Genomic DNA, 21188 nt, shown 5'->3' on the forward strand with positions numbered 1-21188 from the left:
TTTCACAAAGATAATGTAATTTGGATTGATTTTTGAAGGAGATATTGTATGATTTTATGTTCCAGAAACTTAGTTCCAAATGGTTATTTAGGGTTAACTATCTATCCTTTTGTATTCTTAAAGAATAAGAAATTAAAAAAAAATGCTAAGTTAATAAACCATGAAAGTATTCATTTAAAACAACAACTAGAACTCTTAATTTTACCGTTCTATGTTTGGTATGTCGTTGAATTTTTACTAAGACTTTGTTTTTATAAAACCTGGCATTTGGCTTATAAAAATATTTCTTTTGAACGTGAAGCATATGCTAATGAATCTAATTTAAAGTATATGCATCAGAGAGGGTTTTGGCAATTTTTAAAGTATATTCGTGCCCATGATTTTCCAGTTAAACAAAAGTATTAATCAGCCTGTTGTGCTGCCTGAACAATATGGTGTTCATTTATTTTTAAAACGTGAAGACAACATTCATCCATTCATATCTGGCAATAAATACCGAAAATTAAAATACAATATTGAAGAAGCTAAAAAATTAGGTATTTCTAAGCTGCTTACTTTTGGTGGCGCATACTCTAATCATATAGCTGCCGTTGCTTTTACAGGCCAGAAATTTGGTTTTGAAACGATAGGAATTATAAGGGGTGATGAACTGGAAGACAAGATTCCGGAGAATCCTACGTTGTTATTTGCAAAGGGATGTGGCATGCAATTTAAATTTATTACGAGAGAGTCTTACCGAGAGAAGCATTCCATGTCCTTTATTAAAAAATTAAAAGCAGAGTTTAACGATTTTTATTTATTGCCTGAAGGCGGAACCAATGCATTGGCAGTTAAAGGCTGTGAAGAAATCTTGACAGGTGATGATAATCATTTTGATTATGTGTGCTGTGCGATGGGCACAGGAGGGACTATTTCAGGAATAATTAATAGTTCAAAAGATGGTCAACAAATTTTAGGTTTTCCGGCGTTAAAAGGTTCGTTTTTAAAGGAAGATATTAGTAGATTTGTAACGAAAAAAAATTGGAGTATTATAAATGAGTATCATTTTGGTGGTTATGCTAAAATAAACATTGAATTAATTGAATTTATTAATCAATTTAAAATAGAAAATAATATCCAATTGGATCCTGTTTATACAGGTAAAATGATGTTTGGAATTTTTGATTTACTGGAAAAAGGTTTTTTTAAAAGAGAATCAAGAATTTTAGCAATTCATACCGGTGGTTTACAAGGAATACCTGGTATGAATAATGTATTAAGACAAAAAAAAATGCCAATAATTGTTTAGTGACATGAAGAGAATTGTAGTACTGATATTTTTAGGATTAATTGTTTTTAGCTGTAGCTCGAGAAAAGTCACGGTCAGAAACAGCTCACATATAAAACCTAAACCAGAACCTGTCGTAAGAACTGTAAAGCCTGAAATAACAGAGGTTGTTGCCGAGGATGTTGAAAGTTCTTCATTTAAAACCTTAACTGTTAAATCGACAGAAGAATATCTTGATTTGTTCAGTGATATTGCCCAACAAGAAATGCGTCTGTATGGTATCCCTGCAAGTATCACCCTCGCGCAAGGCATATTAGAATCAAGCTCAGGAAAAGGACGTCTTGCCGTTGAAGCTAATAATCATTTTGGGATAAAATGCCATGACTGGACAGGCGACAGAATACATCATGATGATGATAGTTTACAGGAATGTTTCAGGAAATATAATGATGCCAAATATTCATTCAGAGATCACTCATTGTTTTTAACTACGCGCTCGCGCTATTCAAAATTATTTGAACTAGATAAAGACGATTATAAGGCTTGGGCAAGGGAATTGAAAGCGGCCGGTTATGCCACCGATAAAAAATATCCGGATAAACTGATATATTTGATAGAACGGTATAAGTTGATCAGACTGGATCAAGAGGTTCTTGGAGTTAGTATGCCAATGGCTAGCGTAAATAAGGCTGAAAGTGCATTGACACATGTTGTGATGAAAGGAGATACCTTGTATTCTATTTCAAAGAAATATAATGTCACAGTAAATGAAATTCAAACTTTAAATGGTTTGAACGGAACTGATTTAAAAATTGGACAAGAATTGTTTGTAAGTCCTAAATTAAAAAACTAATAAAAGTTAATGAATTATAAGCGCAGTAGTGCATTATTTGCACAAGCAGAAAAAGTTATACCTGGTGGAGTTAATTCACCGGTAAGAGCATTTAAAGCAGTAGGTGGTACCCCTATTTTTGTTAAAGAAGCTAAAGGAGCCTATTTATATGATGAAGATGGGAATAAGTTTATTGATTATATCAACTCATGGGGTCCAATGATTCTTGGGCATGCCTATGACCCCGTGGTTAATGCAGTTATTGAAAAAGCCAAAAAAGGCACGTCTTTTGGTATGCCTACTGAAATTGAAACTAAAATAGCAGAATTAGCAGTTTCTATGGTGCCTAATATTGATAAAATACGTTTTGTTAATTCAGGGACAGAAGCTTGTATGAGTGCTATCAGGTTAGCGCGAGGTTATACCGGTAAAGATAAGATCATAAAATTTGCAGGGTGCTACCATGGTCATAGTGATTCATTTTTAATTCAAGCAGGTAGTGGTGCAATTACCTTTGGATCCCCTAATAGTCCCGGCGTGACTCAAGGAACTGCTAAAGACACTTTGTTGGCAAAGTATAATGATATTGAAAATGTAAAATCGGTTATCAATGCTAATAAAGGAGAGATCGCGTGTATTATTATTGAGCCTGTTGCCGGTAATATGGGATGTATTCCTCCAAAAGAAGATTTTTTACAAGGCTTGAGGGATCTTTGTGATATGCATGGTCTTTTGCTCATTTTTGATGAGGTGATGACGGGTTTTAGATTGGCAAAAGGTGGGGCACAAGAGCTTTATAATATTAACGCTGATATTGTATGTTACGGGAAAGTTATTGGAGGTGGATTGCCAGTTGGTGCTTTTGCTGCAAGAGAAGAGATCATGAATTATTTGGCGCCTTTAGGGCCTGTATATCAGGCTGGAACTTTAAGTGGAAACCCATTGGCTATGGCTGCGGGGTTAGCCATGCTTGAAACATTAAATAATGACACAGAACTTTTTGGTCGTCTGGCTGAAAAAACAGCTTATTTACATAAAGGGTTTACCAAGGTTTTAAACGAAAATAAAACAAGTCATACGATCAATAGAGTAGGTTCCATGATTTCTATTCACTTTGCCGAAGACCAGGTCATTGATTTTGAGACTTCAGTAAAAGGAAATAACGAGACTTTTAAAAAATTCTTTCACGGGATGTTGCAAGAAGGTATTTATATTGCACCGAGTGCCTTTGAAACCTGGTTTATTACAGATGCTTTAACCTATGAAGATTTAGATGCTACCATAGCAGCTGTTAAAAAAGTTACCAGTAAATTTTAAATATTAAAAGCCTTTCCTGAATTCTGGAAAGGCTTTTTTCTAACTAAAAATAATCAGTAATCTAATTAACAAACTGAAACTTATTTATTTCTATTTTTTGCTTTTTGTTTTCTGATGTGATTATTTTTCATCTCTTCTTGAGATTTCTCCCATTTAGCAAACTGATCTTCATTTAATATCTTTTTCATTTTTGCTTTTATTTCAATTTGATGGTCTAAGCGTTCATTCATCATTTCTAATCGTGCTTCTTTTGAAGGTTTCGCGATATTACCACTTTCTTTTTGGGCTTTATGAGCTTCCATTCTCGCTTTTCTTTCAACGGCATTTTCAAGATTTAATTTCTTGATTTCTTTTTGTTGAGATTCGTTTAAATCTAAATGCAACGTCATTTTTTTTGTTTGAAGAGTAGCCATTTCTTCCGGAGAGAAATCTTGATAACGTTCCATTTTTTCTCCTCGTTCTCTGTTAGGACGTTCGTTTTTTTCCTGCGCTGTTACTTTAATAGCTATTAAAGCTAAAAGGATAAATACTATTTTTTTCATGTTATATGTTATTTAGAGTTTATTTGTTATTAAGACATTGATAACTGAAAAAGGTTTAAAAAGTTCCTGTTTTTAACTGTGAATTAACATTTAAAAACTTCTAATTAATTGGCTTGTTGTGCCGTTTTTATCAAATCTAAAGTAGTTAAGAACAGCGGTTTATTTTCCATTTTGCTTTTTAGCCAGGCGTAAAAGCTCATGACAAAAATGTCTTCTTGTTTACCGCCAATCCATTCAAAAGAATTCTCTACCTTATTTTTAAACGCGATTGTTGTGATTTTTTCTGGAGCATTAAAGTATTCGTTAACTAGGTTTAAATAGATTATGGCGCGTTGTTGTTTTATTTCTTTTAAAAATATTGAATAATTTCTTCTAAAACTTAATAGTCTTGATTCTACTAAATCAAGGTTTTTGAGTTCAATATGTAATAAAATTTCAATTAAATTCTTTTTAATAACCCATTCTTTTCCTGCTTTTTCAATATACCATTTATCTGTGTGATAAAATTTAGAAAATATCTGACGTGCCTTTTGAAAATCACCTTTTTGAAAATACATCATGACCAGACTTAAATGAATATCTAACAAAGATTCTAAATCTGAATGTTTTGAATTTAAAAATGGTTTGAGAATATCAATTGCTTTTTCTTTATCTCCCAGATAATTAAAATTAAGAGCTAAGATCAAATGATATTTTAGTTTAAATTCATTATAAAACTTACCTTTTTTTTGTGTCATCAACTCATGCTGTTTCTCTAGGAATTCTAAAGATTCATTGAATTTTTTGTTTCTAAAAAGAGTGTAAGCTATTAAATACAATACCTGAAGATGATAATAAAGTTGCTTCTCTTTGTTTTTATGAGTAAGCAATATCTCATAAGTATTTTTTAAAAATGGTTCAATTTTTAAATAATCATTCGAAGCAAATGCAGAAATAGTTACAATCTTCATTAATTGGTATAAGGACATGAAAGACATTGATTCCGTTATGTCAATGTCATATTCTTCAAGAGTGTCATTAACCAGATTTTGAAAATTTATAAACTCACCTTTAACGGTTACTTCGTTTATCGATTCTCTTATTTTAGCATACGCTATATTTAGTCGGTCTTCTTGAAGATAGTATTTTTGATTTATTTTAAATTTCTCAATAAGCGAATCTAATTTTACAGAAGGATTAGAGTAGGCGTACTGGATTTTTGTGTGATAAATTTCATTCAGTAACGGAAATAAATTATTTTCTTCAGCTAAGATTTCAGCCCGGTCTAAAATATTAAAGGCAACTTTATATTGTTTATGAAGTAGAAATGTCCTTGAAGCTAAAATGTATTTAATTATTTGCATATCAATAATTTTATCTTCTTCTAAACTTAAGTTGGCAATAAAATCAATGATAGATGAATAGAGGCGTTTTCTTAAGGCATGATAAGCCTCTTTTTTATAAGCTTTATAAAGTTTTAGACAAACCTCTTTTGAATTTAATTCATTCTTTATTAAAAGTTTAAAAAGCTGGACATTTTTAGTATCTGATCTGGTATTTTTCCTTTCTAAGAACATTATAAAATGTTGTTGATCTTCAGATGAAAGTGTGGAAACTATTTCATTTAAATTCGTCATGATATCGTCAGTAAAATATATAAAAAGCCTTTAATTAAAACATATATTATGTAATAATACAAAAATATATCGTCAGTTATGAATAAAAATTGGGTTTTAATAAAGCTTAAAGAGCTGCAAATTTGTCCTGTAATCATTAAAACAATTTAATATGAAACTATTTAATAGAATATCAAACTTCACAGCAGGGTAAATGTACAAGCTGCTTGTTCAAAAGCTATTTCAACAATAGTTTTCCAAAGCAATAATAGTTAAGTAAGATTTATTGTAATAAATACAGTAGAATCTATAAAGGTTCTAGGTGTTTAAAATTAAGTTTAATCATTAAAATAAAATATTATGAATTATCAAACAACAGTTTCTGTAGATGAAAAAACAGAAAAAAAAGACGTAAAAAAAGAAATAAAAATTTTTGATCAAAAACCAACGCCGGCGTTTATTGGAGCCTCATGGTTCGCTCTATTGATAGGTATGACATCCTATTGCATTGGACTGTGGAATGCGGATATGCAATTAAATGAAAAGGGTTACTATTTTACCATTTTACTTTTTGGGCTATTTTCGGTAATTTCTTTGCAAAAAGCGGTAAGAGATAAATTGGAGAATATTCCAATTACAGAAGTTTATTATGGAATAAGCTGGTTTACTACAGTGGCTTCAATAGTACTGTTAGTTATTGGTCTTTGGAATGCCGATTTATTTTTAAGTGAAAAAGGATTTTATGGTATGGCCTTTACCTTAAGTTTATTTGCCTCTATTGCCGTTCAAAAAAACATCAGAGATGTAGGGTATATTGATAGAAGTAGGGATGAGGATAAAAAATGTTAAAAAGAATGGCATTATAAATGGGTTTATTTTGATGATTACATTTTAACCCAAAACCTCGCAGTGATTAACTGCGGGGTTTTAAATGTATTATACTTTTTATTGTATATTAGTCTTATAATGATTTTTAGAATATGCCTTATTGGTTGCACTTTCTGATTCTGTTGATTATTGCTTATGTGATTATAAGCATAGCGATATATTATTTGCAGGACTATTTATTATTTAAACCGGAAAAGTTACCAGAAGATTTTCAGTTTTACTATGAAAATCAGGATATCAAGGAATATAATCTTGAAACGCGAGATGGCGCTGTTATTAATGCGCTCCTTTTCAAACCCAAAGGAGAATCTAAAGGCATTGTGTTTTATCTTAAGGGAAATTCAAAAAGTATAAAGGGTTGGGGGAAATTTGCAGTCGATTTTACCAGACATAATTACAATGTATTAATGGTAGATTATCGTGGTTTTGGTAAAAGTACAGGAAGGCGCTCTCAAAAGGCAATAAAAAGAGATTTACAAGAAGTATATAATAAAATTAAAGAGGAAACCACTGAGGATAGAATCATTGTATATGGCCGTTCCTTAGGGTCAGGTTTTGCTGCAAAGCTTGCCTCAATGAATAACCCTAAAATGCTTATTTTGGATGCGCCTTATTATAGTCTAACTAAGGTCACAGCAAGATATGCTCCATTTATGCCACTGTCTATTCTAATAAAATATCCACTACCAACTTACAAATGGTTAAAATATGTGCAATGCCCAATACATATTATTCACGGGACGAATGATACTTTAATCCCATATAAAACAAGTGTCAGACTTTCAAAGGTAAATCCTAAATTAACCAGATTGCATACGGTAATAGGCGGGGGTCATAAAAATTTGAACAATTTTGAGTCCTATCATAAAATGATGCATGAGATTATTAATTCAAAATCAGAACAAATAGATTTATCAACAACCAGTATTCATGTTGTACATGGCACAAAAAGGAAAACCCAAGGTTAAAATAGTGGTGATAGGTTTAATAGGTTTATATGCCATAATTTGTGGGTCCTTGTATTTTTTTCAGGAAAATATTATTTTCAGGCCAACGGTACTTTCTCAGAATCATATTTATAAATTTTCACATCCGTTTCAGGAAATTTTCTTAAAAGCGGAAGATGGAGGAATCATAAATGCTGTTTTATTCAAGAATGACAATCCTAAAGGGGTGATATTATATTTTCATGGCAATGTGGGTGACTTAAATCGCTGGGGAAAAATCACAGAATATTTTGCAAATAAAAATTATGATGTACTGGTGATGGATTACAGAACTTATGGAAAAAGTTCCGGAGATTTAAACGAAGCCGTTTTATACAGTGACGCGCAAATGTGTTATGATTATTTAAAAAAAAATTATAATGAAAATTCAATTACGGTTTATGGCAGGTCTTTAGGAAGTGCTTTTGCGACCTATGTGTCGTCTAAAAATAAACCTAAGCAAACCATTTTAGAAGCCCCCTTTTATAGCTTAGAGGATGTTACCCAAAGGAGACTTTTTATGTTTCCTGCAAAATACTTGTTGAAATTTCGATTTCCTAATTTTGAACATATTCAAAATATAAACAACCCACTTTATATATTTCATGGTACTGATGATGCAGTGGTTCCTTTTGAATCTGGAAAAAAATTGTTCAATGCATCATCAAAAATAAATTCAGAGTTCCTGTTAATACCTCACGGATCACATAATAATTTGAATGAATATGATAGCTATAAAAATCAAATCAATGAATTGCTAAAGTGAGAATAATTTCAAAAATCAACTATTAAAAGGTTATCCATTGTAGATAATAAATTATTTCAATTTTATAGAAAAACTATTATACTATAAACCAGATAGCAATATCACTACTAAGACGAGAAGTCCTAAAGTTCCCTTACCTATAACTTTTAACGCAGATGACTTGCCCTTATTATAAAGATGAATTTCATTAATTAAATTATCGGTTAGTAGAATCTTTACGTTTTTATCGTTTTTGTTTTCATTAACAATATTGTTTGTATAAGAAAGTTTTGATTTTTTAGATACCCTTTTCCCTATACCATATAATTGATTGTCTTCAATAATTAATTTTTCAAATTTGTAGTTCGAATTTGAATCTGATTTAACCCGAACTTTTCCCCCGAAGAGAAGCGCGTCTTCTTTTGTTGTAGGTTTAGAGTCATATACTTTACAGCTTTGTAGTAATACTATAGTAAATAGTAATAGAGGAAATAGATTTTTCATGTAAATGGCTGGTTTTTAAATAAAAAATTCTGAATTTATTAAATTCAGAAAATTAAAACTTTTGATAAAGTAAAGATAGCTTAATTAATAAAAAAAAATAAAAATTAATTCGTATTAATTCCTTTTCTATTTTTCATGACAAGACGGAAAGAAAAAAGGGGCTAAATGATCTCTACAAATAAATCATCACCAACTTTTTCAACTTTAGCTAATTTATGCTTGGTTAAGCCTTTAATACCTTTATCCCAGGCTTTGTTGCTTAATTCTGATTTTGATTTAAGATCATTTAATGTCATGCTTTTATGAGATTTTAGAATCTCTAAAATAACCTTTTCATTGTCACTCAATTCAATGGCCTTTTTCTCTGGTCTCATTTGAGGGAAGAATAAAACTTCTTGTATGGACTGATTATTTGTTAAGAACATAACGAGTCTGTCCATACCAATACCCATGCCAGAGGTTGGAGGCATACCATATTCTAAAGCGCGTAAAAAATCTTCATCAATAAATTCTGTAGCTTCATCATCCCCTTTGGCGGCTAGTTTTAATTGATGTTCAAAGCGTTCTCTTTGGTCAATTGGGTCATTTAATTCTGAATAAGCATTGGCAATTTCTTTTCCACAAACCATCAATTCAAAACGCTCTGTTAACTCCGGATCGGTTCTGTGTTCTTTACATAAAGGGCTCATTTCCTTGGGGTAATCTGTAATAAAAGTTGGTTGAATATAATTGCCTTCACATTTTTCTCCAAAAATCTCATCTATAAGTTTCCCTTTACCCATGGTCTCATCAACTTCTATTCCCATGTTTTTAGCGGCTTTTCTGATCTCATCTTCGGTTTTTCCAGTAATATCAAATCCGGTAAAATGTTTTATAGAATCAGCCATGGTTACTCTGGCATAAGGAGCTTTAAAGTCTATTTCGTGTTTACCAAAAGTCGCTTTAGTAGTGCCATTAACAGCACTAGCACAATGTTCTAATAATTGCTCACAGAAATCCATCATCCAATTGTAATCTTTATACGCCACGTAAATTTCCATTGCGGTAAATTCTGGATTATGAGTGCGGTCCATACCTTCATTTCTGAAATTCTTAGAAAATTCATAAACACCATCAAAACCACCAACAATAAGTCTTTTTAAATATAACTCATTGGCGATTCTCATGTAAAGCGGAATATCTAAGGCATTATGATGTGTAATAAATGGTCTGGCAGCTGCACCGCCAGGAATAGGTTGTAAAACAGGGGTTTCCACTTCAAAATAACCTGCGTTATTAAAAAATTCACGCATGGCGTTAAAAAGTTTGGTACGCTTAACAAATACTTCCTTGACGTGTGGATTCACCACTAGATCTGCATAACGTTGTCTGTAACGTTGTTCAGGATCTGTAAAGGCGTCATAAACTATACCGTCTTTTTCCTTTGGCATTGGTAATGGTTTTAAAGCTTTACTGAGAATGGTGAAATCTTTAACCATTACAGTTTTTTCACCAACCTGTGTTGTGAAAAGCTCCCCTTCAATTCCAATGAAATCTCCAAAGTCTAAGAGTTTTTTAAAAACATCATTGTATTTTGTTTTGTCTTCTCCCGGACAAATTATATCTCTATTAAAATATACCTGAATTTTACCTTCGGCATCCTGAATCTGAGCAAAGGAGGCTTTACCTTGCAACTTAATGGCCATGAGTCTTCCGGCAATAATAACTTTTTTGCCTTCTTCAAAATTGTTTTTGATGTCCTTGGAAGAGTGATTTACAGGAAATAAATCTGCAGGATAGGGGTTTATACCTAACTGGCGTAATTTTGAAAGTTTATCTCGTCTTACTAATTCTTGTTCAGAAAGTTGCATGCTAATTATTTTTTTTAACCTACCGTTTTGATAGGCGAGTGCAAAATTACACTATTTCAAAAAATTAGCACATAACTTTTTACTAGATTTTAAAATTGTAAAAATATCTTTTTTACAGTTGTGTTTAGTTGGTAGGACTTAAGACCGTACCTTTTATATATAATATTTTAGAGGGTTCACTTGCATTTGAAATAACGGTGATTGTCTTTTTAAAAGCGCCAATTCTATTGGTGGCATACTTCACTTTTATTTCACTGGATTCACCTTATAAAATGGGAGTTTTTGAATAAGAAGGAACCGTACATCCACATGAAGTCTTTACTTGCATAATAACAATTGGAGCCTCACCCGTATTGATGAATTTAAAAGTGCGTTCCCCATAAGCATTTTGGTTGATGGTGCCATAATCAATTTCTCTATTTGATTTATTTTCTAAAATTAAAGCAAGAATATTTTGTTCTTGTTTGGTTAAATTTTCAAAAGCATTGGCAGTTCTTTTTGATTTTTTAAAGGCAAGCCAAAAATAAAGATTCAAAAGTATGAATGGTGTGTTTTTTTAACTATAAGATCTCTTCATTAGCATGACATAAGTCATAGATTTTACTCGTAATAATCCTTTCTTTTGTAATACTATTTTACAGGAAATTTCCAAGAGTTAATAGTATCAAATTAAATTAAAAATCTTAAATATTTAAAAAGATGAACCATCTTATTCTTAGTGCTATTTCATTATTGTTAGTTCAATTGAGTTCTTTCGGGCAAGAATTATCACCTTATATTAAAGTGGGTGAATCTACGCTGTCCATGCAGGAGTTATCAGATAAAGTGATCCAAACCTTAGAAGATAATTCCTTTAACGTTTTAGGGACTTATAATCCTTCTAATAAAAGCGCATTGAAAGTTATTGCTTTTACAAGAAATGATTTAAAAAATACAGTAATTAAAGTAAAGGACCGAGGGGCTTTGGCAGCCATCATGAAAGTTGGATTAGTGATGAAAGGTGATAAAGTTGTTATTTCATATACAAATCCTGACTATTTATTAAGAGCATATTTACCAACAAACTACAATACTTTTAAAAGTGTTTTTGTAAAATTTAGTTCAGATTTAAAAAATGCTTTATCCCTTCTAGGGAATGAGTTTACATCATTTGGAGGGACTATTGAAGCAGATAAATTGGGTAATTACCATTATAAAATAATGATGCCCTATTTTACTGATCCCGTTGAATTAAATGAGTTTTCTTCATTTAAAGAGGGCTTAGCTACCATAACAAATAATTTAAAAGCCAAAAAAGGAGACACAAAAGAAGTATATACCCTTATTTATGAAAAAGAAGAAGTAGCTGTATTTGGGGTGGGACTTCAAAGTACTGAAGATGGCGAGTCTTATTTCTTACCAAAAATTGGAGAAGACCATGTTGCGGCACTACCATATGAAATCATTTTACAGGGAAAGAAAGCAACCATGCTACATGGTAAATATAGAATTGCCTTGCATTGGCCAGAACTTACCATGGGAACTTTTATGAAAATCATGAGTACACCTGGTGATATTGAAGACACCTTGGAAGAGTTATGTACTAAATAAATTTTTATTAAAATTGTAACAACTCTTTTTGAATAGCGTCATACAGGCAATCATCAATTAAAATCAACCAAAATGAGTTTCTGGAGAGTTTTGCTGTCTATTATTTGTCCACCTTTAGCTGTTATAGATAAGGGTTGCGGCTCTATATTTATAGTGTTTTTATTGTGGCTTTGCGGCTGGGTTCCAGGCGTTATTGCGGCCTTAGTTATATTGAATAATCCGAAGAGATAAACACAAAAAATATTGTAATTTTGCGCACTATGAATAAGTGTGTTGAACTTCAGGATTTAGGTAATAAGGACTATAAGCAATCTTGGGACTACCAAGAGCAATTGTTTAAAGGTATTGTAGATACCAAAATTAAAAACAGAAGAGAAGAATTGCAGTTGCCAACGAATAATTATTTTTTGTTTGTTGAACATCCGCACGTCTATACCTTGGGAAAAAGTGGTGATTTATCAAATTTGCTACTGGATGAAAACCAGCTTAAAGATAAAGGCGCTACTTTTTATAAGATCAACAGAGGAGGTGATATTACGTATCATGGTCCTGGTCAAATTGTAGGGTATCCTATTTTAGATTTAGAAAACTTTTTTACTGATATTCATAAGTATCTTCGTTTTTTAGAAGAAATGATTATTCTCACATTGGAAGAATATGATTTAAAAGCAGAAAGAAGCCCAGGTGAAACAGGTGTTTGGCTGGATGTAGGCACGCCATTTGCCAGAAAAATATGTGCTATGGGTGTTCGTGCCAGTCGCTGGGTAACGATGCATGGTTTTGCGCTTAACGTGAATGCCAATCTGGGTTATTTTGACAATATCATTCCCTGTGGCATTCGGGGAAAAGCAGTGACATCGCTTAATGTTGAGTTGGGAGTCAAAGAAGTTTCAACTGCTGAAGTCAAAGAAAAATTACTCAAACATTTCACAATACTTTTTGAAGCCGAGATTAAGACCATTCAGATTTAGGATAATATTTCTTCCGCAACCAGAAGGCCACTCTTACCAGAAGGATTAAAGCCGGAACTTCAACCAAAGGACCAATAACTCCCGTAAATGCCTGACCGGAATTCAACCCGAAAACCGCAATGGCCACGGCAATAGCCAGTTCAAAATTATTGCCAGCAGCAGTAAAAGAGATAGCCGCATTTTTATCATATTCTGCACCCATGGCTTTGCTTACAAAAAAGCCAATTAAGAACATGATGGCGAAGTAAATAAGTAGCGGAAAAGCAATAATTAAAACGTCCATTGGTATTTCAACAATCAATTCACCTTTTAATGAAAACATGACTACTATGGTAAATAATAAGGCGATTAATGTCATAGGTGAAATAGTTGGTATGAATTTTTTAGAGTACCAGGCTTCACCTTTTAGTTTTACTAAAATCAATCTGCTTAAAAGTCCTAATAGAAACGGAATGCCTAAATAAATGGCGACACTTTCCGCAATAGTTATAATGGATATATCAACAATAGCACCTTCAAAACCAAAATAGGGTGGAAGCACTGTTATAAATATCCAGGCATAAAAACTATAAGCAAACACTTGAAATATACTGTTGAGTGCTACCAATCCGGCTCCATACTCACTACTGCCTTCGGCCAGATCATTCCAAACCAAAACCATAGCAATACATCTTGCCAATCCTATTAATATCAATCCTACCATATATTCAGGATGATCCTGTAAAAAAGTAATGGCTAGTGTAAACATTAAAACAGGACCAATAATCCAGTTTAAAACAAGTGAAATGGACAAAATTTTTACATTCTGAAACACTTTGGGTAACAAGGCGTAATTCACTTTGGCTAATGGCGGATACATCATTAAGATAAGACCAATGGCAATAGGGATATTGGTAGTACCACTGCTGAAGGAATCTATTACTTTTGGAAAGGATGGTATAAAATATCCAATACCAACCCCAACGGCCATGGCAATGAAAATCCAAAGGGTTAAATAACTGTCCAGAAAACTTAATTTTTTCTTATCCATGATAAACTATTTTATTTGAGAAAAAACATAACATAATTCAGTGGCAATTTGAATACTTCGTTCATGATATTTTTCTTTTTGAAAAGGTGTATTATCAAAGGCTTTAGGATCTTCAAAAGTGATGGGTATTCGCTTTTCAGCACCTGGAATAAACGGACAGCCAACATCGGCATTGGAACATGTCATAACGGCGGCAAATTTAGATTCTGGATTAAAGGGATCATCATAGGTTTTCGAAAAACAAATAATCGGATGGTCGTTTTTAGAAAATTTAATGGCATAAACAGGGTTTTTACCATCTGAAAGCGTGTTGATTTTAAAACCAGTATGGATTAATGTTTCAGCAACCATAGGAAACATGGCGGTAGTTTCGGTACCTCCGGAATAACAAAACACATTTTTTATGTTGAAATGACTGGCCATCACTTGTGCCCATATTTGAGATAAATGACTACGCCGCGAGTTATGTGTGCAAATAAAATTAAGTCTGATGTCCTGTTGATCGTTTTTTTTCTGCTGAATAAAATCTATTAATGGCTGAAGTATAGATTGTCGTTCAGCCGATAGGTTTTCAATATTGAGCGTATCAATTACCTTTTTAATATCAGTACAAATCATATTCGTTTTTTTAGCTTAGCAGCATCCACTATTGGGCGAACAACAGGAATCACTATTATCCTGTAGTTCAGCTAGTTTTAATTTTGGTTTTGTGTTTTTTGTCCCTGGTTTTTCTGCATAAACAGTAATACTAAAAATGCCAGTACTATTCGTGTTAAACTCTTTAATCATATCCTTACTAAGATATTTGCTAAGAATGTCATCTGGGATGGTAATAGGTTTTTCTTTCTGCATTTTTAGGTTTAAAAACCCTGCGTTGTTTATCTGTTGGAGGTAATCCGTTTTTTGAATAGCACCTGCTACACAACCGGCATACATTTCAGCATCTTCTTTTAAGGCCTCAGGTAAATTACCAACTAACACAATGTCTGATATACTAAAGTGACCTCCGGGTTTTAAAACCCTGTAAATTTCTTTAATCACTTTTTGCTTATCTGGCACCAGATTTAAAACACAATTACTTACTATAACATCGGCTACATTATCACTTACCGGCATATTATCAATATCTCCTTCTCTAAATTCCACATTATTATAGCCTAACTTTTCGGCATTTATTCTGGCTTTTTCTATCATGATAGGTGTGAAATCAATCCCTATCACTTTGCCTTCTACACCAGTTTCATGTCTGGCTACAAAACAATCGTTGCCCGCTCCAGAGCCTAGATCAATTACAGTATCGCCTTTATTAATATGTGCAAAATGTGTTGGAAGACCACAGCCCAGACCTAAATCGGCATCTGCTATATAGCCATCTGTATCAGAGTAGTCATCCATCATGATATTATAGACTTTGTTTGAGGTCGTAGTGGCCCCGCAACAAGATGAGGCGTTTTCTGTTTTGCCTTGTTCAGCAATTTTGGCATACTTCGATTTTACAATGTTTTTTAATTCTTGCTCAGTTTTCATAAGGTGTTTAGTTAAGCTTTGAAACAATAATTTTATTTAACAACAATTGATGGCGTTGTTGGGTTTTTGACTTAAGAAGGAAGCGAACAGTTTTTCAATTTCTGCCCATTTTTCTTCATTAATGCAGTAACAAACACTGGTGCCTTCAATATTGCCTTTAATAATACCCATGTTTTTTAGTTCTTTTAAGTGTTGAGATATGGTAGGTTGTGCCAAGCCAATTTCTTCCACCAGATCACCACAAATACAACTATTTATTTTGATGAGATGCTGTAAAATCGCCACGCGTGCCGGATGACCAATGGCTTTGGCAATTAAAGCAATGGTATTTTGCTGGTCTGTGAATATTTCGGTTTTAGTTAATCCCATGTTCTTTATTATTATATTGCAATATTACGATTAAATATTGAAATGATGAAATTTATCTTGAATATTTTTTATATCGTTAAGATGTTTGTGTATGGTTTTACGGTGATTAGTGCTGAGTTAGTATAAAGAAATAACCAAGCGTTATACGGTTTTAGAGAGATGAACCAGACGCAATAAAATAAACCTTCTAAGTTTGTATTTTTCATTACTTATGGCTCCTTAACAGCTTTTACAATTTATTTAAGCTGTAATGATGTATTTAACGACTTTACTTAATTTTGATTATCACCATAAAAATATTATCTTTAAAGGTGTTGTAAATTATTTTCCATTATGAGGTTTCGTAAACTTATATCGGAACTTAATCGCAGAAACGTCTTTAAAGCGATTATTGCCTATTTGGCGGTAGCCTGGGTTATTATACAAATAGCTTCTATTATCTTGCCTATATTTGACGCCCCGGATTATTCACTTAAAGTTTTATTTTATATACTTTCTGCGGGTCTTTTTCTATGGATCGGATTTTCCTGGGTTTACGATCTGACTTCTGAAGGTTTTAAGAAAACCGAAGATATTGTTAACAATGAAGAGGTTGCAAGATTAACAAACAGGCGTTTAAATAAGGTCATCGTTGGAGCTCTTTTTCTGGCTGTATTATTACTTATTAGTATTAGTTTTTGGGCCGGATCACGTTGGAATGAAAGTTTATTAAATTATGACGCCAAAAAAGTTGCAGTTATACCGTTTATAGATAACACAGAAGATCAAGAGGACTATTTTAAAACAGGAATGACTCAGGCTCTTATCGATGAATTGTCAAAAGTGGATCAGTTGACGGTGATTAACCAAAGATCTACTAAAGTTTTAACCGCTGGATTTGATGATAAAAATTCTCTGATTTCAAGTGTGATCAAAGGCATTGATTATTTTGTTAAAGGAAATATCAAACGGGAGTTAAATATGATTAACGTACATATTGCACTTAGAGAGTATATAGACACGGAGGCAGTCTGGCAAAAAAGTTATTCCAAAGACTTTTCTGAAGTAAGAGTATTATGGGCAAATGTTGCTTCTGATCTTGCCAGTCAATTGGGTATAGTTGTGAAGCCGGAAGATGCAGTGCTCTGGTCAGGGCTTCGACCGGTTAAGCCTGAAGCTTATGAGCTTTACTTGAAAGGAAAACACTACATGAATAAATCAACCCCTGCTGAATGGGACCGAGGTTTGGTTTATTTACAGGAGGCCCTTGACAGCAATCCCGCGGATGCATATACCTGGGCATGGCTTGCAGAAGCATATGTAACTCTAGGACATAGTCCAAGTCCTCCTCCAGACGTATTTCCGAAGGCCTTGGCTGCGGCGCAACGAGCCATTCAATTAGATTCTACTTTAGCACTGGGATGGGCTGCACTTTCACATTATCATACTTATTTTGGAAAGGACTGGGCACTGGCCGAATACGCTTTTGAACGTGCCAACACATTAAACCCTAATCTTGCCTATAACCATTACCACAGGGCGTGGTACCTTGCACTGTTTGGCAGAATGAATGAAGCCATTGAAGAACACATATTGGCAATGGAATTAGATCCGTTTACAGCTAATCAGACGGCATGGTTGGGAGAATTATATCGATGGGTTGGCTTGTATGAAGAAGGCATCAATCAAACAGAAAAAGCGTCTCTTATGGAGGATGATTTGAATTATGCATTAGGTATGTTTGTTCGAGGCAGGATATTTATAGACCAGGGTAAAGTGAAAGAGGGGCTGGAACTTTTAAGACAGAGCTCCGAAATCAATCCTGGGTGGAAATATGTAGGATATGGTCCGGCCCTTATTGAAAATGCATATACCGAGGAAGGAAGAGCTGTTCTTATAGAATTGGAAGGCAAACCTCTTAATGATTATCGCGCCCTGTGTATAGGTATAATGTATGCTCAATTGGGCGATTATGACAAAGCTTTTGAAGCTTGGAATTATAAACAAAAACATGCTTGGTTTCCATGGATAAGGGTCATGTTCTTACCAGATGAAATAAGAAAAGATCCCAGATTCTTAAAGATTATAAGAGATATGAATTTACCCGATCCTGCTCCTTTGGTCTTTCATTCAGGGTGATACACAAAATATAAAACTTTACAATATGAAGTGTAATAATTTAATATCAGAGCTTAAACGCAGGCATGTTTTTAAATCTACTATCGCTTATTTAGCCATTTCATGGATTATCATCCAAATTGCCTCAATTATCTTACCCACGTTTGATGTTCCCGATTATTCATTGAAAATCTTGATTTATATTTTGGCGTTAGGGCTTATTTTTTGGATTGTTTTTTCCTGGTATTATGATTTGACAATAAAAGGTATTCAGAAAACGGATGATATAGAAACAAGCAAGGAATCAATGGAATTAGCGAATCGCAGATTGAATAAGGTGATCGCGGGTTCGCTTACCGTGGGGGTCTTATTACTTTTAGTCATTAGCTTTTGGGTGGGTTCCAATTGGAATGACCAGCCAGCTTCGTCAGAAATAAAAAAAGTAGCCGTTATTCCGTTTGTAACTTCAACGGCGGATGAAGAAGAAGCCTATTTTCAGACCGGAATGACCCAGGAACTGATGGATGAACTCTCCGAAGTAGATCAGTTAAAGGTGATCAGCCAAAGGTCCACAAAGGTTTTAACTTCAGGATTTGATCAGACCAGCTCCCTGATTTTAAATGTGATCAAGGGCATTGACTATTTTGTTGAGGGAAGTTTTGAGAAGGAAGCCGATGGAATTCAGGTTCATATCATCCTTAAAGAATCCATAAACGAGGGACCCGTCTGGCAAAAAAGCTATTCCAAAGACCTTTCTGAAATACGAACCTTATGGACGGATGTAGCTGCTGATCTGGCCAGTCAAATGGGTCTTGTGGTCAAGCCGGCAAATTCCAAATTTGGGTCAGGACGCCAACCGGTTGACCCGGAGGCCTATGCGCTGTACCTGAAGGGGAAACACTATCTGAATAAATCCACCCCTGCTGACTGGCAGCGAGGTTTGGTGTTATTGCAGGAGGCACGGGATAGAAATCCCGCGGATGCAAATACCTGGGCCTGGTTGTCAGAAGCTTATATTAATCTGGGGCACGGAGGCGCGGATCCTGACGTATTTCTCAAAGCACTTGAAGCAGCAAATAGGGCGATTGAACTCGATTCCACCGTTGCCCTGGGCTGGGCCGCACTTTCACATTATCACACTTATTTTGGAAAGGACTGGGCGATGGCTGAATACGCTTTTAACCGAGCCAATGCACTGGATCCCAATCTAGCAGACAATCATTATCACAGGGCTTGGTACCTGGTGCTATTTGGAAGAATGAATGAAGCCATTGCAGAGCATAAAATGGCTCAGGAGCTGGATCCTTTCACCCCTAGTCAGACTGTCTGGTTGGGAGATTTATACCGAATGGTTGGTATGTATGAAGAAGCATTAACAGAAATCGAAAAAGCTTCCCTTATAGCGAGAGAGCAGGGCAATTTGCAATATGTATTAGGGATGCGTCTCAAAGCGCACATATTTATAGATCAGGGTAAGGTGGAAGCGGGCTTAGAGCTCCTGAAACAATGTACTAAAATAGTTCCATCTGTGTCAGTAACATATGGCTGGACACTGATCGAGACAGGATTTATTGAGGAAGGGAAAGCCATTCTCAATGAATTGGAACAAGCGCCTCCCGGTGTTTATTTCAGTTCATTTGATATGCGGGACTTATTCATCGGTATTTATTACGCACATTTGGGTGATTATGACAAATCCTTTGAATACTGGAGCATTGAAAACAAGGCTGCCTTTTTTCCATGGTTAAGAACTTATTTTGTACCCGATGAAATAAGGCAAGACCCGAGGTTCATACAGCTCATGCGAGACATGAATTTACCCGATCCTGCTCCTTTGGTATACAATCCTGTTTAAGGCTGCTACCATATTTTTAAGAGAGCATATTAAGTTAATTAATTTTAGAGTATAAGTAAAATCTACTTGTCTTTGTATTCAATGATAGCGCACGTTTCATTGATATGGAGACCTTGAGAATTGAAAGACTTTGATATAAAATTAATGGTTTTTAAGCTACTTCTGATAATACCATAAAAAATGTTTTATAAAAAAGAACTCCTGACTAGAAGAAATCGATAAAACATCTATTTTATCTGAATTTGAATTTACATAATCTAAAAGTTTACGTTTTGAACTAAACTCCAGAACTTTTAATGGTCGTTTCATATCGTTATTTTTTATATAGATTAAGTTATAAGTTTAAAAATTAGGTTCATTTAAAATTTAAAGAAACCATCTCGCTTTACAATATAGTAACATCAATACTTTTCAGGTACAAAGGTCTGGTAATTGATGGGTGGGCGCACATACGCTTTATAGTCGGGCAATTCGGGTAATTTTATAGGTGTTAAATGAATGGGTTCATAAGGTATTTTGCTCAAAATATGGCTAATACAATTAAGTCTGGCTTTTTTCTTGTCATCGGCATTAACAACATACCAGGGTACTTGTTTGGTATCGGTATGTGCAAACATATTATCTTTTGCTTTTGAATACTCTAACCATCTGGAACGCGATTCTAAATCCATAGGGCTGAATTTCCATCGCTTTACTGGGTTTTTAATACGGTTTTTAAAGCGTTTTTCCTGTTCTTCATCACTTACAGAAAACCAGTATTTTAATAATATGATATTGCTGCGTACCAGCATTCTTTCAAATTCTGGGCAGGAACGCAAAAACTCATGATATTCTTCTTCTGTACAATACCCCATTACTTTTTCTACACCGGCGCGGTTATACCAGCTTCTGTCAAACAATACAATTTCTCCAGCTGCAGGTAAATACTGGGCGTATCTTTGAAAATACCATTGTGATTTTTCTCTTTCGGTGGGTACGCCTAAAGCAACTACTTTACAAACACGCGGATTGAGAGGTTCAGTAAACCTTTTAATGGTTCCGCCTTTACCAGAAGCGTCTCTGCCTTCAAATACGATAACTACTTTTAATTGTTGTGATTTAACCCACTCTTGTAAATGAACCAGTTCTACATGAAGTTTTGCAAGTTCAGCCTCGTAATTAAATGATTTTTCTCCCATACTCAAAGTTAAGAATAAAACATTTACAATGTATTCTTTACAAAA

At 34.0% G+C, this 21188-nt stretch carries 22 protein-coding genes and 1 pseudogene; 12 read left to right on the plus strand and 11 right to left on the minus strand.

The features are described 5' to 3' along the window. Positions 1-48 precede the first annotated feature (48 nt). Genes V8G56_RS09060 through hemL form a run of 4 tightly spaced genes read left to right on the plus strand, consistent with a single transcriptional unit; the run spans position 49 to position 3416 of the window. A complete protein-coding gene (locus tag V8G56_RS09060; protein WP_395438128.1) occupies positions 49-405 on the plus strand; it encodes a hypothetical protein in 357 nt (118 codons plus the stop codon). Beyond that, positions 377-1288: a 1-aminocyclopropane-1-carboxylate deaminase/D-cysteine desulfhydrase gene (locus V8G56_RS09065; protein ID WP_395438129.1), complete on the plus strand. Its 912-nt coding sequence runs from the start codon at positions 377-379 to the stop codon at positions 1286-1288. The genes V8G56_RS09060 and V8G56_RS09065 overlap by 29 nt, the downstream gene beginning before the upstream one ends. 4 nt (positions 1289-1292) lie before the next feature. Continuing rightward, positions 1293-2120, plus strand: a complete 828-nt coding sequence (locus V8G56_RS09070) for a glucosaminidase domain-containing protein (protein ID WP_395438130.1) — start codon at positions 1293-1295, stop codon at positions 2118-2120. A gap of 9 nt (positions 2121-2129) precedes the next feature. Further along, entirely contained in the window at positions 2130-3416 is a 1287-nt protein-coding gene (hemL, locus tag V8G56_RS09075; RefSeq protein WP_395438131.1) for a glutamate-1-semialdehyde 2,1-aminomutase, read from the plus strand. 80 nt (positions 3417-3496) lie between these two features. Here the strand turns inward: hemL and V8G56_RS09080 are convergent, their stop codons facing one another. Both V8G56_RS09080 and V8G56_RS09085 read right to left on the minus strand, forming a co-directional pair. Beyond that, positions 3497-3958 (minus strand): hypothetical protein, encoded by a 462-nt coding sequence (locus V8G56_RS09080; RefSeq protein ID WP_395438132.1) that lies wholly within the window; start codon positions 3956-3958, stop codon positions 3497-3499. Between the two features lie 104 nt (positions 3959-4062). Further along, positions 4063-5574, minus strand: coding sequence for a tetratricopeptide repeat protein (locus tag V8G56_RS09085; protein WP_395438133.1), 1512 nt, complete (start codon positions 5572-5574; stop codon positions 4063-4065). Between the two features lie 339 nt (positions 5575-5913). Here V8G56_RS09085 and yiaA point away from each other — a divergent pair, with 339 nt between their 5' ends. The 3 genes from yiaA to V8G56_RS09100 all read left to right on the plus strand — a co-directional run bounded on the left by yiaA (position 5914) and on the right by V8G56_RS09100 (position 8193). Then, the gene (gene yiaA, locus V8G56_RS09090; protein WP_395438134.1) at positions 5914-6402 is read left to right on the plus strand and encodes an inner membrane protein YiaA; all 489 of its coding nucleotides are present in this window, start codon (positions 5914-5916) and stop codon (positions 6400-6402) included. Positions 6403-6533: 131 nt separating this feature from the next. Further along, a complete protein-coding gene (locus tag V8G56_RS09095) occupies positions 6534-7409 on the plus strand; it encodes an alpha/beta hydrolase (protein ID WP_395438135.1) in 876 nt (291 codons plus the stop codon). Next, positions 7381-8193, plus strand: a complete 813-nt coding sequence (locus V8G56_RS09100) for an alpha/beta hydrolase (protein ID WP_395438136.1) — start codon at positions 7381-7383, stop codon at positions 8191-8193. The genes V8G56_RS09095 and V8G56_RS09100 overlap by 29 nt, the downstream gene beginning before the upstream one ends. Before the next feature lie 81 nt (positions 8194-8274). Here V8G56_RS09100 and V8G56_RS09105 read toward each other — a convergent pair whose 3' ends face one another. The 3 genes and pseudogenes from V8G56_RS09105 to V8G56_RS09115 all read right to left on the minus strand — a co-directional run bounded on the left by V8G56_RS09105 (position 8275) and on the right by V8G56_RS09115 (position 11061). Beyond that, positions 8275-8676, minus strand: a complete 402-nt coding sequence (locus V8G56_RS09105; RefSeq protein WP_395438137.1) for a hypothetical protein — start codon at positions 8674-8676, stop codon at positions 8275-8277. Between the two features lie 161 nt (positions 8677-8837). Further along, positions 8838-10526: a lysine--tRNA ligase gene (gene lysS, locus V8G56_RS09110; protein ID WP_395438138.1), complete on the minus strand. Its 1689-nt coding sequence runs from the start codon at positions 10524-10526 to the stop codon at positions 8838-8840. Between the two features lie 124 nt (positions 10527-10650). Continuing rightward, positions 10651-11061: pseudogene (locus V8G56_RS09115) on the minus strand (DUF1573 domain-containing protein). A gap of 164 nt (positions 11062-11225) precedes the next feature. Between V8G56_RS09115 and V8G56_RS09120 the strand changes: the two are divergent. The 3 genes from V8G56_RS09120 to lipB all read left to right on the plus strand — a co-directional run bounded on the left by V8G56_RS09120 (position 11226) and on the right by lipB (position 13087). Further along, a complete protein-coding gene (locus tag V8G56_RS09120) occupies positions 11226-12116 on the plus strand; it encodes a hypothetical protein (RefSeq protein ID WP_395438139.1) in 891 nt (296 codons plus the stop codon). Positions 12117-12188: 72 nt separating this feature from the next. Next, positions 12189-12347, plus strand: a complete 159-nt coding sequence (locus tag V8G56_RS09125) for a YqaE/Pmp3 family membrane protein (RefSeq protein ID WP_395438140.1) — start codon at positions 12189-12191, stop codon at positions 12345-12347. Positions 12348-12376: 29 nt separating this feature from the next. Then, on the plus strand, positions 12377-13087 hold the full coding sequence (gene lipB / locus V8G56_RS09130; RefSeq protein WP_395438141.1) for a lipoyl(octanoyl) transferase LipB: 711 nt from the start codon (positions 12377-12379) through the stop codon (positions 13085-13087). Here lipB and arsB read toward each other — a convergent pair. Genes arsB through V8G56_RS09150 form a run of 4 tightly spaced genes read right to left on the minus strand, consistent with a single transcriptional unit; the run spans position 13068 to position 16013 of the window. Continuing rightward, positions 13068-14117 (minus strand): ACR3 family arsenite efflux transporter, encoded by a 1050-nt coding sequence (arsB, locus tag V8G56_RS09135; protein WP_395438142.1) that lies wholly within the window; start codon positions 14115-14117, stop codon positions 13068-13070. The genes lipB and arsB overlap by 20 nt on opposite strands. 6 nt (positions 14118-14123) lie before the next feature. Next, positions 14124-14735: an arsenate-mycothiol transferase ArsC gene (locus V8G56_RS09140; RefSeq protein WP_395438143.1), complete on the minus strand. Its 612-nt coding sequence runs from the start codon at positions 14733-14735 to the stop codon at positions 14124-14126. A gap of 15 nt (positions 14736-14750) precedes the next feature. After that, positions 14751-15644 carry an arsenite methyltransferase gene (locus V8G56_RS09145; RefSeq protein ID WP_395438144.1) on the minus strand — a complete coding sequence of 298 codons (894 nt, stop codon included), beginning with the start codon at positions 15642-15644 and terminating at the stop codon, positions 14751-14753. Positions 15645-15680: 36 nt separating this feature from the next. Next, a complete protein-coding gene (locus V8G56_RS09150) occupies positions 15681-16013 on the minus strand; it encodes an ArsR/SmtB family transcription factor (protein WP_395438145.1) in 333 nt (110 codons plus the stop codon). A gap of 333 nt (positions 16014-16346) precedes the next feature. Here V8G56_RS09150 and V8G56_RS09155 point away from each other — a divergent pair, with 333 nt between their 5' ends. Both V8G56_RS09155 and V8G56_RS09160 read left to right on the plus strand, forming a co-directional pair. Continuing rightward, positions 16347-18131: a hypothetical protein gene (locus V8G56_RS09155; protein ID WP_395438146.1), complete on the plus strand. Its 1785-nt coding sequence runs from the start codon at positions 16347-16349 to the stop codon at positions 18129-18131. Between the two features lie 25 nt (positions 18132-18156). After that, positions 18157-19965, plus strand: coding sequence for a tetratricopeptide repeat protein (locus V8G56_RS09160; RefSeq protein WP_395438147.1), 1809 nt, complete (start codon positions 18157-18159; stop codon positions 19963-19965). Between the two features lie 156 nt (positions 19966-20121). Here the strand turns inward: V8G56_RS09160 and V8G56_RS09165 are convergent, their stop codons facing one another. Both V8G56_RS09165 and ppk2 read right to left on the minus strand, forming a co-directional pair. After that, the gene (locus tag V8G56_RS09165; protein WP_395438148.1) at positions 20122-20274 is read right to left on the minus strand and encodes a hypothetical protein; all 153 of its coding nucleotides are present in this window, start codon (positions 20272-20274) and stop codon (positions 20122-20124) included. 92 nt (positions 20275-20366) lie between these two features. Continuing rightward, entirely contained in the window at positions 20367-21143 is a 777-nt protein-coding gene (gene ppk2 / locus V8G56_RS09170; protein WP_395438149.1) for a polyphosphate kinase 2, read from the minus strand. Between the last annotated feature and the right edge of the window lie 45 nt (positions 21144-21188).

It is taken from the genome of Gaetbulibacter aquiaggeris (genome assembly GCF_044003965.1).
Lineage (GTDB): Bacteria > Bacteroidota > Bacteroidia > Flavobacteriales > Flavobacteriaceae > Yeosuana > Yeosuana aquiaggeris.

Excerpts from the sequence above, each read along its gene's own strand:
- V8G56_RS09060 (WP_395438128.1), top strand. The coding sequence starts at position 49 with ATGATTTTATGTTCCAGAAACTTAGTTCCAAATGGTTATTTAGGGTTA.
- V8G56_RS09065 (WP_395438129.1), top strand. The coding sequence starts at position 377 with ATGATTTTCCAGTTAAACAAAAGTATTAATCAGCCTGTTGTGCTGCCT.
- V8G56_RS09070 (WP_395438130.1), top strand. The coding sequence starts at position 1,293 with ATGAAGAGAATTGTAGTACTGATATTTTTAGGATTAATTGTTTTTAGC.
- hemL (WP_395438131.1), top strand. The coding sequence starts at position 2,130 with ATGAATTATAAGCGCAGTAGTGCATTATTTGCACAAGCAGAAAAAGTT.
- V8G56_RS09080 (WP_395438132.1), bottom strand. The coding sequence starts at position 3,958 with ATGAAAAAAATAGTATTTATCCTTTTAGCTTTAATAGCTATTAAAGTA.
- V8G56_RS09085 (WP_395438133.1), bottom strand. The coding sequence starts at position 5,574 with ATGACGAATTTAAATGAAATAGTTTCCACACTTTCATCTGAAGATCAA.
- yiaA (WP_395438134.1), top strand. The coding sequence starts at position 5,914 with ATGAATTATCAAACAACAGTTTCTGTAGATGAAAAAACAGAAAAAAAA.
- V8G56_RS09095 (WP_395438135.1), top strand. The coding sequence starts at position 6,534 with ATGCCTTATTGGTTGCACTTTCTGATTCTGTTGATTATTGCTTATGTG.
- V8G56_RS09100 (WP_395438136.1), top strand. The coding sequence starts at position 7,381 with ATGGCACAAAAAGGAAAACCCAAGGTTAAAATAGTGGTGATAGGTTTA.
- V8G56_RS09105 (WP_395438137.1), bottom strand. The coding sequence starts at position 8,676 with ATGAAAAATCTATTTCCTCTATTACTATTTACTATAGTATTACTACAA.
- lysS (WP_395438138.1), bottom strand. The coding sequence starts at position 10,526 with ATGCAACTTTCTGAACAAGAATTAGTAAGACGAGATAAACTTTCAAAA.
- V8G56_RS09120 (WP_395438139.1), top strand. The coding sequence starts at position 11,226 with ATGAACCATCTTATTCTTAGTGCTATTTCATTATTGTTAGTTCAATTG.
- V8G56_RS09125 (WP_395438140.1), top strand. The coding sequence starts at position 12,189 with ATGAGTTTCTGGAGAGTTTTGCTGTCTATTATTTGTCCACCTTTAGCT.
- lipB (WP_395438141.1), top strand. The coding sequence starts at position 12,377 with ATGAATAAGTGTGTTGAACTTCAGGATTTAGGTAATAAGGACTATAAG.
- arsB (WP_395438142.1), bottom strand. The coding sequence starts at position 14,117 with ATGGATAAGAAAAAATTAAGTTTTCTGGACAGTTATTTAACCCTTTGG.
- V8G56_RS09140 (WP_395438143.1), bottom strand. The coding sequence starts at position 14,735 with ATGATTTGTACTGATATTAAAAAGGTAATTGATACGCTCAATATTGAA.
- V8G56_RS09145 (WP_395438144.1), bottom strand. The coding sequence starts at position 15,644 with ATGAAAACTGAGCAAGAATTAAAAAACATTGTAAAATCGAAGTATGCC.
- V8G56_RS09150 (WP_395438145.1), bottom strand. The coding sequence starts at position 16,013 with ATGGGATTAACTAAAACCGAAATATTCACAGACCAGCAAAATACCATT.
- V8G56_RS09155 (WP_395438146.1), top strand. The coding sequence starts at position 16,347 with ATGAGGTTTCGTAAACTTATATCGGAACTTAATCGCAGAAACGTCTTT.
- V8G56_RS09160 (WP_395438147.1), top strand. The coding sequence starts at position 18,157 with ATGAAGTGTAATAATTTAATATCAGAGCTTAAACGCAGGCATGTTTTT.
- V8G56_RS09165 (WP_395438148.1), bottom strand. The coding sequence starts at position 20,274 with ATGAAACGACCATTAAAAGTTCTGGAGTTTAGTTCAAAACGTAAACTT.
- ppk2 (WP_395438149.1), bottom strand. The coding sequence starts at position 21,143 with ATGGGAGAAAAATCATTTAATTACGAGGCTGAACTTGCAAAACTTCAT.